Here is a 16478-nt window from a genome sequence, read left to right as displayed (position 1 = left end):
ATAATAATATTACACCATATATAATGTATGTGTTCTAAATATTGATTATTTTCCAATAAAATAACTATAAATTATTCAAAATACATACATAGCACAAACATAACTAATAGTAATATTTTTAAACTTAAAATAATCTATGCTCAAAACAATAAAATTATTATGAAATTATAATAAATGAATGTGAAAATATTCTTAAGTAGATGTCAAGGTTAAAACCTTTTGAAATATTTCCCAGACATACATAGGACTCAAGTGCTCCATTTTTTTAGTTGAAGAACATAAAATAATTTGATTTTGCCCATATGTTCCAATTAATTTAGGATTAGTTGGTCCATATAATGTTAAATTAGGACAACCCAAAGCTGCTGCTAAATGACTAAGTCCAGTATCAACAGATATTATCGCTGTTGCTCCAGATATTTGCATAGCAATCTCTTGTAATGTTAATTTTGGTAAGGCTATTATGTGATTATAAGATAACTTTACTAACCGATTAATACGTAACTCTTCACTTTTTGTCCAAAAAGGTAATTTAATACAATAATCCGCATTAATTGCACATCGGGCAATGACATCCCAGTTAAATTCCGGCCAATGTTTTTTTACTTTAGTAGTAGAATGAAAAAATATTAAATAAGGAACGTTATTTTTTTGAGGTGGAAATAAATGCTTAATATTATATTTACCCACACAAGATGGTACAGGATATTTTAAAATCAACGAGAAAAGTTGACGAATACGTTCTACAGCATGTTGGGCTTTATCCACATAATGTCGTTTGTGGTAAAACAAAGCACTCATGGGTTCCCGTGCACTTATATAATCCATTCCATGTTTTTCGCCACATGAAAAATACGTTATTAACAACGATGTTTTTAATAATCCCTGAGCATCAATAATTACATCATACTCTTTTTTCTTTAATTCTTGAATACATGAATAATATTTCTTCCATGAAGAGGTATCATTCCAATTTTTTATCCAAAATCTAAGATTTATAGGAATAATTTGATGTATTGCCGGATGCCACCTAAGAACTTCAGAAAAAGTTTCTTCTACAACCCAGTTAAATGATATATTTGGTACAGAAACTGATGCATCAGTAATTGCAGGTAAAGTATGTATAATATCTCCCATGGAAGAAACTTTTATAATTAAAACCTTCATTAAAATATTTATTGATTAATTTAACAACTTTTTTAATGCCTTTAAAACTTGATCTGGAGTAATACTTATTAAACTACTATGATAACCATCATGTAAAGTGTTATCTTTTAGCTCAGTATAACATCCTTTTATACAACGAAGCACAATGGATTGACAAAATAAAGGAGGAGTAAAATCAGGATTACTAGGACCGTACAATCCTACTACCGGACATTTTAATGCACAAGCTATGTGCATTAAACCAGAATCATTACTAACAATTCCTTTACATGCCGCTATAATTGCGATAGCTTCACTTAAAGATGTAATTCCTATAAGATTATTATAATGCTGCTGCAAATTTTTAAGAATACTATATTCAATACATTTATCAACTAATTGATCTTTAGATGATCCCAATATTACTACATGGTATCCGCAATAAATTAATTGCATAGCTAATGTTACATAATGATAATAAGGCCAATTTTTAGATAAACCAAATTCTGAACTTGGGCATAACCCAATCAACAGATTCTTATGATTATTTAAATTAAATTTACATAATACATTTTCAATTTCTTTTTTATTTATATTGAAATGAGGCCATGGTAACGGATAAGGCAAATCACAAAAATTTTTTACAATATTGCTATCATATGCTAAAGCAGCATAACGTTGTACCATTAATGGGAACGATGCAGATTTAAGTATTCTTAAATCATTTATTACACCATATCTCATCTCCCCACGCCATCCAGTACGAACTGGAACATCTGCAAAAAATGGTATTAAGGCTGATTTAAACGAATTAGGTAATATTATTGCCTGTTGATATTTTTCATTTTTTAAAATTTTTCCCAGACGAAAGCATTGCGCAAGCTCTAATACTCCATGTCCATAAGGAAGAAATAACGTACGATTAACTTCAGGCATATAATGAAAAAGATCTTTACACCATTTTGAGGTAATGACATCAATCTGTATATTAGAACAATATCTATTAATAAGCAAACGATACATACTATGCGACATTACTGTATCACCAATCCATGAAGGACTAACCACTAACATTTTCATAAGCAGCAAGCAACTATATTTTATTTATTACATATAATAGCGATCAACATCGTTACATGACAACCATTTTAAATACCGGTGTATACCTTGATTAAGATCAATAAATTTCTTATTATATCCTGCTTTCCTCAACTGACAAATGTTTGCTTGAGTAAAAAACTGATAATGATCACGGATTTTATTTGGCATAGAAATATATTTAATAGGCATATTTTTATGAAAAAAACTTAATATAGTATTAGCAACGACCTCAAATGATACAGCTTTACCAATACCGCAATCAAAAATTCCAGACATATTATTACTCCAAGCCCAAAGATTTATATTAGCAATATCTTCAACATGTATGAAATCTCGTTTTAACTCTTTACTGCCAACAAATAATGCTGGGCGTTTTTTATTTTTGATTTGTTTATATAATTGAAAGATTATACTCGCCATGTCACCTTTATGTTCTTCATAAGGCCCATAAACATTAAAATATCTTAATCCACAAATTTGAGATGTAACCTTTGGTAATATAGTATATACGTACTGATCAAACAAAAATTTAGAATAACTGTATATATTAATGGGTCTTTCATACTTCTGAGAGTTAATAAGTACACTACTATCTTTTCCATATACCGATGCAGAAGAAGCATATATAAAAGGAATACTGCTTTTAATACAATACAATAATAGATCCTTAGAATATTGATAGTTATTTTCCATCATATATTTACCGTCCCATTCAGTAGTAGAAGAGCAAGCTCCTTCATGAAACACTGCGTCTATATTTTTAATATAAGAATCAGCAGAACTGTCAATGATATTTTTAATGAAACAATTCTTATCTATGTAGTCCGAAATATATACATTTGTTAAATTTTTATATTTTATTCCATTCTTTAAATTATCTACTACCAAAATATTTTTGTATGAAATATTATTTAATGCTTTAATAATATTGCAACCTATAAACCCTGCTCCTCCAGTAACTATAATCATATATTACTCACATAATTACACACGCATTAGGTACACTGAACACAGCAACTTAAATTCTTTTTAATACAGTTATATTATTTTCTATGTTATTTCAGCTAACAAGTACCAATAAAACAACCATCAATTATGATTTGATTAATAACACTGCAAACCAACATGTGTCATAAATAATACTCATTTATTAATATATTCATAATAGAATATGTTATATTTTGTTAAAATACAAAATATATTATATATATCTGCAATTAAATTTAATATATCTATATATTATGATTGATTCAATATTATTTTGATTCATTTATATAATAAATATTATCAAAACTAAAACGTACTTTTTTACAATTTTATTATTATCAATAGTACTATTGATTTAATAACAACTATATTATACTTCTTCACAATCATAAATATATTTAATAATATGATATTATTTTTAAACAAGGCTACAATCCATGTATATTCAGGAAATAACAATATTTTTACAACAACATATAATGTTAAGTATCATATGGATACTTTTATTAATTGCAACTTTATATACTACAATTAGTAGTTGTTTATTTAAATCTTCCGAAATATTATGTGATCAAGCGATTTTATTAATAAACAAAAAAAAAGCAGTAGTAATAGATATTCGTAGTCAAGATGATTATTGCTCAGGACACATAATAAACAGCATTAATGTTTCAATAAAAGACATTAAAAATAATAATATTTGTAAGTTAAAAAGATTTAAAAAATCTCCATTAATTGTAGTACACGATAACAATTCATTAGCTCACTCAATTAAACAACATTTATATAAATTACAATTTGAAGAAGTTTATGTACTTCATGGCGGCATAGTTGGTTGGAAATCTGATAATTTTCCTTTATTATTGACAAACAAAATATTAAAATAATGAGAGTAAAAATGGCTTATATTGAAATTTATACAAAAAAAAACTGTCCTTATTGTAATCGCGCTAAAGAATTATTAATAAAAAAATCATTAGATTTTAAAGAAATTCCCATAGATCATGACGATTCATTAAACAGTATATATATAGAAATGCAACAACGATCTAATGGTTGCACTACAGTACCGCAGATTTTTATAGATGATTTACATATTGGAGGATCAGATGATTTGGTGTTATTAGATAACCAAGGAAAATTAGATTTAATTTTAACTAAAAAAAACATTAAAAAATAATAATTACCTATTAACATCACAGGCTATAAGGCGTTTATGTGCTAAAAAATAACACAAATAATATGTCATTTCACATAAAAAGAATATATACCAAAGATGTTTCGTTTGCAGCTCCGAACACTCCTGCAGTTTTTCAAATAATCTGGAATCCAAAAATTACAGTAGATTTAAATAGTAATTCGATTAATATTCATTCTAGCGCATACGAAGTAGTACTATGTATCACTGTTACTGAAAAAATTGGGGAAAATATAGATTTTTTATGTCAAGTAAAACAAGCTGGAATTTTTAATATTTCAGGACTTAATAAAACACAAATGATACATTGCTTCAGTACATATTGTCCAGGTGTTTTATTTCTCTATGCTAGTGAATACATAAGCAGCCAAGTAGTGTCTAAAGATGCTGTCCTTCAATTTAATTCAGATCCAATTAATTTCGATATTTTATTTATTAAGTCTTTAAAAAATATGATAATACATCCTAAAATTAGTATTCCAAAATGATTGAGTTTTCGTGACTATGTCTACTATTGTACATCCTACTATTACAATAATTGGAGCTGGATCCTACGGTACAGCCATAGCTATCGCGTTATCTAGACATGGCCATATAGTATTATTATGGGGTCATAATGCTACTCATATTCAAACACTTAAAATTCATCGATGCAATCAAGCCTATTTACCAAATATACCTTTCCCTCCATCGTTATATTTAGAACAATCTCTATCAGCAACCTTAGCTACTTGTCTAAATTTACTGATTGCAGTACCAAGTCATGTATTTAGTCACGTTTTGATGCAAATAAAACCAAACCTAAAGAACAATACTCGTATTATCATTGCATCTAAAGGTTTAGAGCCTAAAACTGGTCGTTTTTTAAACGATGTAACACGTGATATTTTAGGAAATGATGTGCCTATTGCGATTATTTCTGGTCCAACTTTTGCTCGAGAACTTGCTATAGGATTACCTACTGCAATAACATTAGCTTCTACTGATGCTATATTAAGTTATGATTTACAAAATATACTACATTGTAATAAAAACTTTAGAATATATAGTAATACTGACATTATTGGTATCCAAATAGCGGGAGTAGTAAAGAATGTTATTGCTATTGGAGCAGGTATTTCTGATGGAATAGGGTTTGGATCTAATGCGCGAACAGCATTAATTACACGAGGTTTAGCAGAAATGTCACGACTTGGAATAGCTATCGGAGCAATGCCAGAAACTTTCATGGGATTAGCTGGATTAGGAGATTTAGTATTAACTTGTACCGATGATCAATCACGCAATCGTCGCTTTGGCATATTGTTGGGACAAGGTTTAAATATACATCATGCAAAAAAAAATATTGGGCAAATAATAGAAGGATACTTAAACATAAAAGAAATATATATGTTATCTTTGAAATACAAAATAGACATGCCCATCACTGAACAAGTATATCAAATATTGTATCAAAATAAAAATGTTCATGATGCAGCTTATTCTTTGTTACAACGTACACAAAAAAAAGAAAAAATTTAATAACTATAATAATTAAGAGTATATCTATATAATTAGAATTAATTTTATATAAATAAGGTAGGCTTATGCCTTTAAATATATTAGAAATAGTTTGGAATAATATTAAGGTTGAAGCGAGGTTATTAAGCGAATCCGAACCTATATTGGCTAATTTTATATATTTGACTATACTAAAGCATAAAAATTTTAAGAATGCGTTAATTCACATACTATCTAAAAAATTGAATAATGTAGATATGTCTGTAACTGACATCGCTAAAATATTAAAAGATATATATAATTCTGATGAAAATATAATTATTGCTGCAGCACGAGATATTTATGCAATACATTTGAAAGATCCGTCTGTAACTAAGTATTTTACTCCTTTTTTATATTTTAAAGGATTTCATGCATTACAAGCACATCGCATTTCTCATTGGTTGTGGAATAATAATCGTCAAGAATTATCTATGTATTTTTATAACCATATCTCTACTGTTTTTAATGTCGATATTCATCCTGCTGCAAGTATTGGATGCGGCGTTATGATAGATCACGCTACTGGAGTAGTAATAGGAGAAACATCTATTATAGAAAATAATGTGTCTATAATGCAATCTGTTACCTTAGGAGGAACTGGTAAAATAAATGGCGATCGTCATCCTAAAATTAGGCAAAAAGTAATGATTGGGGCTAGTGCCATTATTTTAGGTAATATTGAAATAGGATACGGAGCCAAAATTGGAGCTGGATCTGTTGTACTACATTCCGTGCCACCTTATGCTACAGTAACAGGCAAACCTGCGAGACTTATAAAAAGAATTAACAAATTAAAATGATTCACTACATAAAAATGAAAATATATAATTTTTAGTTAAGTATTCATTACGTAACATAATCACAAAACTATTATACTAAATACATATATAAAATCAATATTTATTAATATAAATATTCAAATATACAAAAGAGGTTTACATATTTTGAAAAATAAAATTAATCATGTGTACTGCAAATAAAGATATAGTATAATCTATACATAATTTAATTAAATATAATATACACGATAAAATTTAATATTTTTTACCAAAAAATTTAAATAATCATATACCTAAAACCTAGCTATATGATTATATATGTCACTTCTTATATATTTAGTTTTAAAAAATTAATTATATTATTAATATCACCGAAATTATGTATTAATATAATTGTATTAGTACATAGATTAAATCTTACAAAGATATAAAAACTAATTTACTTTATTACAAGTAAATATAATGTGATATAATATAACATATTAATATATATACACTAAATAAACAAAAAACAATATTTCAGTATTCAATTTCTACAAGTACTATTGTCCAAATATTTTATAATTTAATTAAATATTTAATAAATTAAAAACTTACTACAATTTTATATATAATTATATATATTTAATATAATTTTTTGTTTCTATGTACTTCATATACCAATTATATTTTATTTTTAATTGTATAGATTAAATAAAAATATAGTTATGATCTGCTCTGCAGATACACAACATAAATAGAGTTTTGTATATATGATAAAAAAAATAGGAGTACTAACAAGCGGTGGTGACTCTCCAGGAATGAATGCAGCCATTCGAGGTGTCGTACGAGCAGGTCTCTCTGAAGGATTAGAAATTTATGGAGTATATGATGGTTATTTAGGATTATTTCAAAACCGAATGATACAATTAAGCCGACGTAGTGTTTCAGATATAATAAACCGAGGAGGTACCTTTCTTGGTTCTGCACGTTTTCCTGAATTTAAAGAAGATGCCATCAGAACAATAACTATTAATAATATATATAAACGCAAATTGGATGCCCTTATAATAATTGGAGGAGATGGATCTTATTTAGGAGCCAAAAAATTAAGTGATATAGGATTTCCATGTATAGGATTACCTGGCACTATCGATAACGATGTTGCTGGAACAGATTATACTATCGGTTATTTTACAGCTTTAGAGACAATCGTTGATGCAATTGATAGATTGCGTGACACATCCTCTTCACACCAACGTATTTCTATTGTAGAAGTAATGGGTCGTTGTTGTGGCGATTTAACTATGGCGGCAGCAATAGCTGGAGGTTGCGAGTTTATTGTAGTCCCCGAAGTAGAATTTAATGCACAAGATTTAGTAAATGAAATTAAATCTGGCATTTCTAAAGGAAAAAAACACGCAATAATAACTATTACTGAACGTATTTGTAATATATTTTACTTAGCACAATATATTGAAAAAAAAACTGGTAGAGAGACTCGCGCTACTGTTTTAGGATATATCCAACGTGGAGGAAAACCAGTGGCTTACGATCGTATTCTAGCATCCAGAATGGGAGCATATTCTATTGAGCTATTATTACAAGGTTATAAAGGACGTTGCATTGGAGTACAAAACGAAAAACTAGTACATCACGACATTAATGATGCAATACAACATATGCAACGTCCTTTTCGTCAAGATCTACTAAAAACAGCTAAAAAACTGTTTTAAAATTAAGTAATCACTATTATTCTATTTTTTATAATAATTAAATAATATTTAAATTTTATGTATTAAAGAACCAACGTCATGATATGCATAAATTATATTCGTTATTGTTTACTCGTTCCTGAAAACACCACATGTCTGTTGTACCAATAACATTAACATATCTTTGACACATAATGTATTATTTATTTATCATGTTAAGCATGATGATTTGTCATGAATTTCGGCTGCTTGCACAATCATAGAAAAACTATCTGCATTCAAAGAAGCAGATCCCACTAATACACCATCAATGTCTTTTTGATTTAAAAATTGAGTAACATTTTCTGGCGTTACAGATCCTCCATATTGAATAACTATTTCATTAGCTATAGACACATTATAATTTGCAATATAATTTCGGATAAACCTATGCACTACTTGTACGTTTTCTGGAAACGCGCTCACACCGCTGCCTATAGCCCACGTAGGCTCGTACGCAATAACTGAATTTTTAAACGCTTCCACACCAAATAATTTAATGATTGACTTAATTTGATTAAGACATACCGATTGAGTATGTCCAGAATCATATTCTCTTTTATTCTCTCCTATACACAAAACAGGAATTAATCCGATCTTTTTTAAGATAAAAAACTTTTTAGCAATATATGCATCATTTTCCTTATGATGTATTCTTCGTTCAGAATGACCAATCAAAACATATCGTGTATTTAGATCTTGTAACATTGCTGCAGAAATATCCCCAGTAAATGATCCAGATGTATGAATATCAACATTTTGAGCACATAATGAAATGTTACTGTTAATTAAATAATGCATAACTACATCTAAATACATCACAGGAGGAGCTACCGCCATACTACATTTAGAAATATTAGCGCATGTCTTAACTAACTTAACAACTAAATTAGTTATAGTATTTTTGTTACCATTTAATTTCCAGTTACCTATTACTAATAGGCGTCGCATACTGTTTCTCCTATCATTAAAATCACCTTATACAATGATCATCGTACATCATATTAATAACATAAATAAAAAATGGATCAAATACACAACATCTTGCACGATGCATAAATGCATATATTTATAAATATAACAAAATATAAACTATAATATACCGATGTTAAGAATTACGATGATTTCAACAATCAATTATAAAATACATTATAAGTTACAATACATAATATTCATTATGAATATATTATTACCAATAACGTTCTTGAGTAATATGGCCTGGATTACGTCGTACATGATCTTTCATTCCATATTTTTTTTTCAATATTTCTTTAGTATCAGATATCATTTGTGGATTCCCACACAACATTACATGACTATTAGTAATATCCAATTGCAATTCCACTTTTCGTTCTAAAGAATTATTTTCTATTAAAGCAGGTATACGTCCAAAAAGCGAATTAGAAGATTCTTCCTGGCTTGTAATTGTTTGTATATGCAATTTACTAGAATAAATATTCTTTAATTTTTTCATTTGAAATAAATAATTTAAATTTTTGTAATACCGTACCGCATGCACTAACACAATATTTGAAAATTGATCCAATCTTGCATCATGATCCTCAAGTATCGATAGATACGGACCAATTCCTGTCCCACTAGCCAACATCCATAAATTTGCACAATTTGGAATTTCATCAAGTACAAAACGCCCATATGCTTCTTTAGTAAGCATAACAGTGTCGCCAGAACATAAAGTACGTAATAATGGAGTAAATTTCCCTTTTAATACAGTAGCTATGTAAAATTCTAGATTAGGATTATTAGGAGCATTAAGATACGAATAAGCACGTTGTATAATCATATTATTTACGTATATCCCTATTCTAGTAAATTGTCCAGCAACAAATGTATTTACTGGCGCTTGTACGATAAGGCTAAATAACTGATCCGTCCAGTGTTTTACTTCAACAATTTTTCCAACAACCCACGTAGACATAAAATTGACCTATATTTAACTATATTTAAATTATTTAATTTTACTTCAGTTACTTCATTGATATAATCAGAATGAAATTAAACTAGGCGTATATACCGCTATCTTATATTTATAAAATATACGATATAGCATTAATATATAAAATTTTTTTGCAAACTAATATAATATCTTCAAAATTATTTTTTGCTTTAACAAAAATTGATGATACTAAAATTATACGTCGACACAATTACTTTAACGTTGTTATGTTTATATGAATATGCTATAGAATACTTCTCATTTATAATGACTATACCATATATAATTCAATAAATGCATAATATATACAGGTTGTTTATTCATACTGACATTTTTAACTATATATACGTTCACAAATTAATCTATAGTAGCAATTAAATGGTTAAATCAAAGTTATTTTAATGATTGAAATTATCATTAAAACATATTGGTGGTATCTGTAAATACAGATATTTAATTATAATTTATTTTATAAATATTGTTGCTAAAACAGATCCTACACTACTATTTTACCTAATAAAATTAACATCATAAAAACATATAATAATTTCTAAAAATTAGAATAATGAAATTTTCATATAAATAAAAAATATGTTCTTATTCATGATAAATTATAATTATATTCATATTTTATATCTTTTACCAAAGATATAAAACTTTATTAGTTAATTTTATTATTAATAAGACATATATAATCTTCAATATTCAATTATCTGTTAGAAAGCTTTATTTTAGTGTAACCAACAATACAATATAATTACTATTTATTGATTATTATAGTTATAGTATGGATATAGTATATTTTGACCTAATTATATTACTAAATATTAATAGAACATTATAAATTTATATATTGTATAGTAATAACGTAGTCATCAGTTGAATTAATATTCATATATGATAGGAAAACAAGCGCTACGTTTAGCTAAACTAAATATAGTTATTTTTACTAAAATAATAGTTATTCTTAACTAATAATATATATACTCATTTGTTTCTATTGTAGTGAAATTCAATTTCATATTACAAAACGACACCCTTAAAATTTAGATACATTTTATTTAGAAACATAAAAATTATTATAAATTTTGTATAAAAATTTTATATAAATTAAAAACAATATCTACTAATAATAGATATTTAAAAAATTATTAATTTATTACTCATCTATTTTACACCATCATACATAATTAACAGAGCAAATTTTCTGGTTATATACACGATTATATGTTAGTATTTCGGTTATTGCATACACAAAACAGAATTTATGGGTTTATTATTCGTTACAATATTCTGTCAACTACTAAAAACACACAATATTACTTAATATGAAAATGTATCATGAAAAAAAACATTCATCCAAAATACAGTAAAGTATCTGCGCACTGTTCGTGTGGAAATATTATTAATACTAAATCAACTTTAAACCGTAATTTAAATTTAGATGTTTGCAATCTATGCCATCCGTTTTATACGGGCACACAGCGTATAGTAGATACACGTGGCCGTGTGAATCTTTTTAATAAACGTTTTAATGTTGCTATTAACGATAATTTTTTGCCTGTTAACAAAAAATTAAATAAAAAATAAATATATACATTCTTATATCTACATCTGGTAGATATCAGAACATGTGACGCAACAAAACATACTACAGCGTATATGAACGTAAATCGTCAAATTTTATTACTATTACTACTGCACATCATTACTATCAAAACACATTCATTATTTTGGTCGTAATAAATAATAAATGTATAAAAATATTATCAGATGTATAAATAACATTAGTATATTAATAATATTAATGGTATGTTGCAAAATATAGATGATCAAATTAATTATTTATTATGAATATTAAACAATCTACAATTAGTGTTAGAAGTGGTTTGAATATTGATGAGCAACATGGATGCGTTGTTCCTCCTATTACTCTTTCAACTACTTACAATTTCTTTGGATTAAATCAACCACGTCTTTATGATTATTCCCGACGAAAAAACCCTACTCGAGATGTAGCTCAAAAAACTTTATCAGATTTAGAATATGGAAACAATGCAATTATGACAAGTAGCGGTATGTCTGCTATTTATTTAATTTGCTCTGCTTTGCTTGAACCAAACGACGTATTAATAGCGCCTCACGATTGTTACGGAGGCACTTATCGATTATTAGATGCACTGCATAAAAAAGGCATATATAAAGTATTATTTATTGACCAAAATGACACACAAGTATTACTAGAGTCATTAATACATAAACCTAAATTAATTTTTATAGAAACGCCAAGTAATCCTATGCTCCGAATAGTAGATATTTACAGTATTTGCAATTTTCAGAAAGATATATTATATATCGTAGATAATACGTTTATGACTCCAATTTTTCAAAATCCATTAATTCTAGGCGCTGATTTAGTAGTGCATTCTTGCAGTAAATATTTAAATGGACATTCAGATTTAATAGCAGGAGTAGTAATATCTAAAGATCCATATATTTCCGACAAATTAACTTGGTGGAGCAACACACTTGGAATTACCAGCAGTGCTTTTGATAGCTACCAATTATTGCGTGGCATGCGTACTTTAATGCCTCGAGTTTCCCAACAACAAAATAATACTAAAAAAATTATTGATTTTTGTCAAAAACAATCTCAAATTAATGCACTATACTATCCAGGGTTATCCACTCATCCTGGACATAATATTGCTTGTAAACAACAAAGTGGATTTGGATCAATATTTAGTTTCGAGCTAAAAGGAACTAAAAATATATTAGTACAATTTTTACAATCATTAAAATTGTTTACATTAGCAGAATCGTTCGGAGGCGTAGAAAGTCTCATTGCCCATCCAGCTACTATGACACATGCGGCTATGCCGGAAAATGCCCGAAAACATGCTGGAATTAACGATATGTTACTTCGTGTTTCAGTAGGCCTAGAAGATAGTGATGACCTTATCGCTGACTTAGAGCAAGCATTTATGTCAATACGATAATAAGACAAACCCACATTAATATATGTATAAACATATAAAAATTAACGTATGATCTACACCATATATCACTTAATACACACTTGAGTTATTTAAACCACTACTAGTATATAATTCACAAACAGAAAACTTATAATAACAACAGCACTGTTTTAACTTATTAAGTAAACAATGTTGATTATAATAATCAGAAACCATTTTCACGCAACTTAAATACAAAAATATTTATAAAAATAGAACCACTAAACAATATATATAATAATGCTTATTTGTAGTATGACATATATAACATGTTATATATATTATTTTAAAATCCACGAGAGGAAAATATGAGTATGTTCCATGCTGCTCAACAAGAAATATTAAATCAATATTTAGCAGAGTTACGAGGCAATATTAATGTATCATTTGAATTTTTCCCTCCACGTACCAATGAAATGAAAAAAATATTATGGAAAAGTATAAAAAAGTTAAGTAAACTAAATCCCATTTTTGTTTCCGTAACATATAGTGCTAATTCTGGAACACGAGATTACACTGACAAAACAATTAATGATATAAAAAAGCGTACTCGACTAGTAGTAGCTCCCCATTTAACATGTATTAATGAAACCCCTCAAGCATTACAAACCATTGCTCAAAAATACTGGAATAATGGTATTCATAACATTGTTGCATTAAGAGGTGATCAAATCAACAAAAATTATCAATCATCTATGCATGCTGCAGATTTGGTATATTTACTAAAAAAAGTCGGAAATTTTGATATTTCCGTAGCTGCTTATCCAGAAGTACATCCAGAAGCAAAAAATGCACAATCAGATTTAATTAATTTAAAAAAAAAAATAGATGCTGGCGCTAATCGAGCGATTACTCAATTTTTTTTTGATGTAGAACAATATTTAAGATTTAGAGACCTTTGTGTATCTATTGGAATCGATATAGAAATTATTCCCGGAATATTGCCTATTTTCAATTTTCGTCAAGTACAGAATTTTATCACTTTTACTAAAGTTAAAATACCTCATTGGATATACGTAATTTTTAACGGGTTAGATCACGACTTAAAAACACAGAAAATGCTTGGAACATTTGTAGCAATAGACATGATTAGAATTCTTATCAAAGAAGGAGTAAGAAATTTTCACTTTTATACTCTTAATAGATCAGATTTAACATATGCAATATGTCATAGTTTAGGCGTAAAAAATCAAAAACTGATATAATATATCTTATATATAAAGTTTTTATATAAATCTATTTTCTAGATATCATGTCCAAAACGTATATATTTTAAGAGTCAATGCCTATAAAATGTTTATTTTACATGCAAAAATTATTCATTAGAAGACAAGAATACTCATATTTACCTACATATTATCAGCATAATACATAATAATCCTATACACGGTAATATTTAATCAATTACGAATAAAAATACAAAGACATATGATTCCAATAAAACTAACATTATAGATATAGTGTTCAATTTATATCTCTGGTCAAAAGAACAAAAATTTTTTAATAAAAAATTAATACCTTATTATAAAAAATATAAACAAAAAACAGTAAATTAAATATATACCGGTAACTATACCAATCTCTATAATACTTGTATCAAAGTAAATATTTAATAAAAATGACATATTTCTGCACAAAAATACATAAACATAAACAACCGACAATCTTAATATTAGATTCTGGAGTAGGCGGTTTATCCATTTATACTGCAATACGAAAATTATTACCATGCGTATGGTATTTATATTTCTTTGATAATCAAGCCTTTCCTTATGGCGAACGTTCAGAAATATTTATCACAAATCGTGTAACCTCTATAATTAAAGCTGTGCAAAATCAACATCAACTAGATCTTGTAATTATTGCTTGTAATACTGCCAGTGTAGTTTCATTAAAAATATTACAAAACCACTTTTTGTTTCCTATTATCGGAGTGATACCTGCGATCAAATTAGCATCTAAATTAACTAGAAATGGAATTATTGGAGTATTAGCAACACATCGCACTGTAAATCATGATTATACTTGGGATCTTATAAAACGTTTTGCAAATAAACATAAAGTCATGCTATTGGGTACATCTGAATTAGTAAACCTAGCTGAATCTAAAATATATGGAAAAAAAATACCCTTATCAGTACTTCGTGATATTCTTGCTCCCTGGTTAGAAATGAAACAACCTCCTGATACTATTGTACTAGGATGTACTCATTTTTCTTTACTAAAAAAAGAACTAATTGCAGCGTTATCTTCAAATAGCTATTTGATAGATTCTAGACGTACTGTCGCTAAATATAGTTTACGTTTACTACGACATAAGAACTTAACTAAAGGATCTATAAACAATTTTTATTCTATCAGACCGAATAAAATCTATTGTTCCATGAATACTACAGAAGCTACCCAACTAAAATCTATTTTATTATCTCATTATAATTTTTTCTCTTTAGAAATCTTATCAATATAAATTATAACAAGAATTTCACATTTTTTATAGAATGTATACGCTTATTAATTCATATTACATACAATAAATATTCACTTGTTGTATTGAACAAATGTAAACGTACATAAAACATATATTAATATATAATAATTATTTTCTAATTATTAAAATTAAGCTCAGATCTGATCTGTAAATATAAATATTTATATACTCAAAATATTAAAAAATTCAAATTTTTTATAAATATTTATCAAATTTATACTAGTACTGCTAGATTATTAAGTTTATTTACATCAAATTGTAACAAACTTTTACAAAAATAATTCTTGACTTCATTACACTAAATTTTGAATTATTTATTATTTCTAATATCAGTACAATTAACAACCATTATTTTAGAAATTATCTTCATTCAGTAAAGTAAAAATTTATAATTATATTATTTTAATTTGCATCTTTATTTTAAACTTGTTACAGTGTGCGTTGTGATAGATGCGGGGCTATAGCTCAACTGGGAGAGCATCTGTTTTGCACACAGAAGGTTAGCGGTTCGATTCCGCTTAGCTCCATAA

The 16478-nt window shown here is 27.3% G+C and carries 14 protein-coding genes, 1 tRNA gene and 1 pseudogene; 11 read left to right on the top strand and 5 right to left on the bottom strand.

All coding sequences use genetic code 11. The annotated features are described in order from the left end of the window. Positions 1–192: 192 nt before the first annotated feature. The 3 genes from waaC to rfaD are packed head-to-tail and all read right to left on the bottom strand — an operon-like array spanning position 193 to position 3216. Positions 193–1167 carry a lipopolysaccharide heptosyltransferase I gene (gene waaC, locus Bsans602_RS03170; protein ID WP_500837061.1) on the bottom strand — a complete coding sequence of 325 codons (975 nt, stop codon included), beginning with the start codon at positions 1165–1167 and terminating at the stop codon, positions 193–195. 15 nt (positions 1168–1182) lie between these two features. Then, positions 1183–2226, bottom strand: coding sequence for a lipopolysaccharide heptosyltransferase II (gene waaF, locus Bsans602_RS03165; RefSeq protein WP_500837060.1), 1044 nt, complete (start codon positions 2224–2226; stop codon positions 1183–1185). Between the two features lie 27 nt (positions 2227–2253). Continuing rightward, positions 2254–3216, bottom strand: a complete 963-nt coding sequence (gene rfaD / locus Bsans602_RS03160; protein WP_500837059.1) for an ADP-glyceromanno-heptose 6-epimerase — start codon at positions 3214–3216, stop codon at positions 2254–2256. 455 nt (positions 3217–3671) lie between these two features. On the opposite strand from rfaD, the gene Bsans602_RS03155 reads away from it, so the two are divergent. From Bsans602_RS03155 to pfkA, 6 genes and pseudogenes are all read left to right on the top strand, one after another. Further along, on the top strand, positions 3672–4121 hold the full coding sequence (locus Bsans602_RS03155) for a rhodanese-like domain-containing protein (protein WP_500837058.1): 450 nt from the start codon (positions 3672–3674) through the stop codon (positions 4119–4121). Between the two features lie 11 nt (positions 4122–4132). Continuing rightward, a complete protein-coding gene (gene grxC / locus Bsans602_RS03150) occupies positions 4133–4414 on the top strand; it encodes a glutaredoxin 3 (RefSeq protein ID WP_500837057.1) in 282 nt (93 codons plus the stop codon). A 62-nt stretch (positions 4415–4476) separates the two neighbouring features. Then, the gene (gene secB, locus Bsans602_RS03145) at positions 4477–4920 is read left to right on the top strand and encodes a protein-export chaperone SecB (RefSeq protein ID WP_500837056.1); all 444 of its coding nucleotides are present in this window, start codon (positions 4477–4479) and stop codon (positions 4918–4920) included. A 16-nt stretch (positions 4921–4936) separates the two neighbouring features. Continuing rightward, positions 4937–5953: an NAD(P)H-dependent glycerol-3-phosphate dehydrogenase gene (gene gpsA, locus Bsans602_RS03140; protein ID WP_500837055.1), complete on the top strand. Its 1017-nt coding sequence runs from the start codon at positions 4937–4939 to the stop codon at positions 5951–5953. 65 nt (positions 5954–6018) lie between these two features. Next, positions 6019–6756, top strand: a pseudogene (gene cysE / locus Bsans602_RS03135) (serine O-acetyltransferase); the annotation flags it as partial. Positions 6757–7505: 749 nt separating this feature from the next. Next, complete coding sequence (pfkA, locus tag Bsans602_RS03130) at positions 7506–8468, top strand: 6-phosphofructokinase (protein WP_500837054.1); 963 nt, start codon at positions 7506–7508, stop codon at positions 8466–8468. A 189-nt stretch (positions 8469–8657) separates the two neighbouring features. Here the strand turns inward: pfkA and tpiA are convergent, their stop codons facing one another. Continuing rightward, positions 8658–9437: a triose-phosphate isomerase gene (gene tpiA, locus Bsans602_RS03125; RefSeq protein WP_500837053.1), complete on the bottom strand. Its 780-nt coding sequence runs from the start codon at positions 9435–9437 to the stop codon at positions 8658–8660. Positions 9438–9675: 238 nt separating this feature from the next. Further along, positions 9676–10425, bottom strand: coding sequence for a ferredoxin--NADP(+) reductase (locus Bsans602_RS03120; RefSeq protein ID WP_500837052.1), 750 nt, complete (start codon positions 10423–10425; stop codon positions 9676–9678). Between the two features lie 1359 nt (positions 10426–11784). Here Bsans602_RS03120 and rpmE point away from each other — a divergent pair. The 5 genes from rpmE (at position 11785) to Bsans602_RS03095 (ending at position 16475) form a co-directional block, all read left to right on the top strand. Further along, entirely contained in the window at positions 11785–12033 is a 249-nt protein-coding gene (gene rpmE / locus Bsans602_RS03115) for a 50S ribosomal protein L31 (RefSeq protein ID WP_500837051.1), read from the top strand. A gap of 260 nt (positions 12034–12293) precedes the next feature. After that, positions 12294–13442, top strand: coding sequence for a cystathionine gamma-synthase (gene metB, locus Bsans602_RS03110; protein ID WP_500837050.1), 1149 nt, complete (start codon positions 12294–12296; stop codon positions 13440–13442). Positions 13443–13768: 326 nt separating this feature from the next. Then, on the top strand, positions 13769–14665 hold the full coding sequence (metF, locus tag Bsans602_RS03105) for a methylenetetrahydrofolate reductase (RefSeq protein WP_500837049.1): 897 nt from the start codon (positions 13769–13771) through the stop codon (positions 14663–14665). Positions 14666–15078: 413 nt separating this feature from the next. Then, the gene (gene murI / locus Bsans602_RS03100; RefSeq protein ID WP_500837048.1) at positions 15079–15927 is read left to right on the top strand and encodes a glutamate racemase; all 849 of its coding nucleotides are present in this window, start codon (positions 15079–15081) and stop codon (positions 15925–15927) included. A 475-nt stretch (positions 15928–16402) separates the two neighbouring features. Further along, positions 16403–16475, top strand: a tRNA-Ala gene (locus tag Bsans602_RS03095). Positions 16476–16478: the final 3 nt, after the last annotated feature.

The sequence above is a fragment of the Candidatus Blochmannia sansabeanus (nom. nud.) genome, from assembly GCF_059935345.1.
This window is presented reverse-complemented; position numbering and strand designations above follow the sequence as displayed.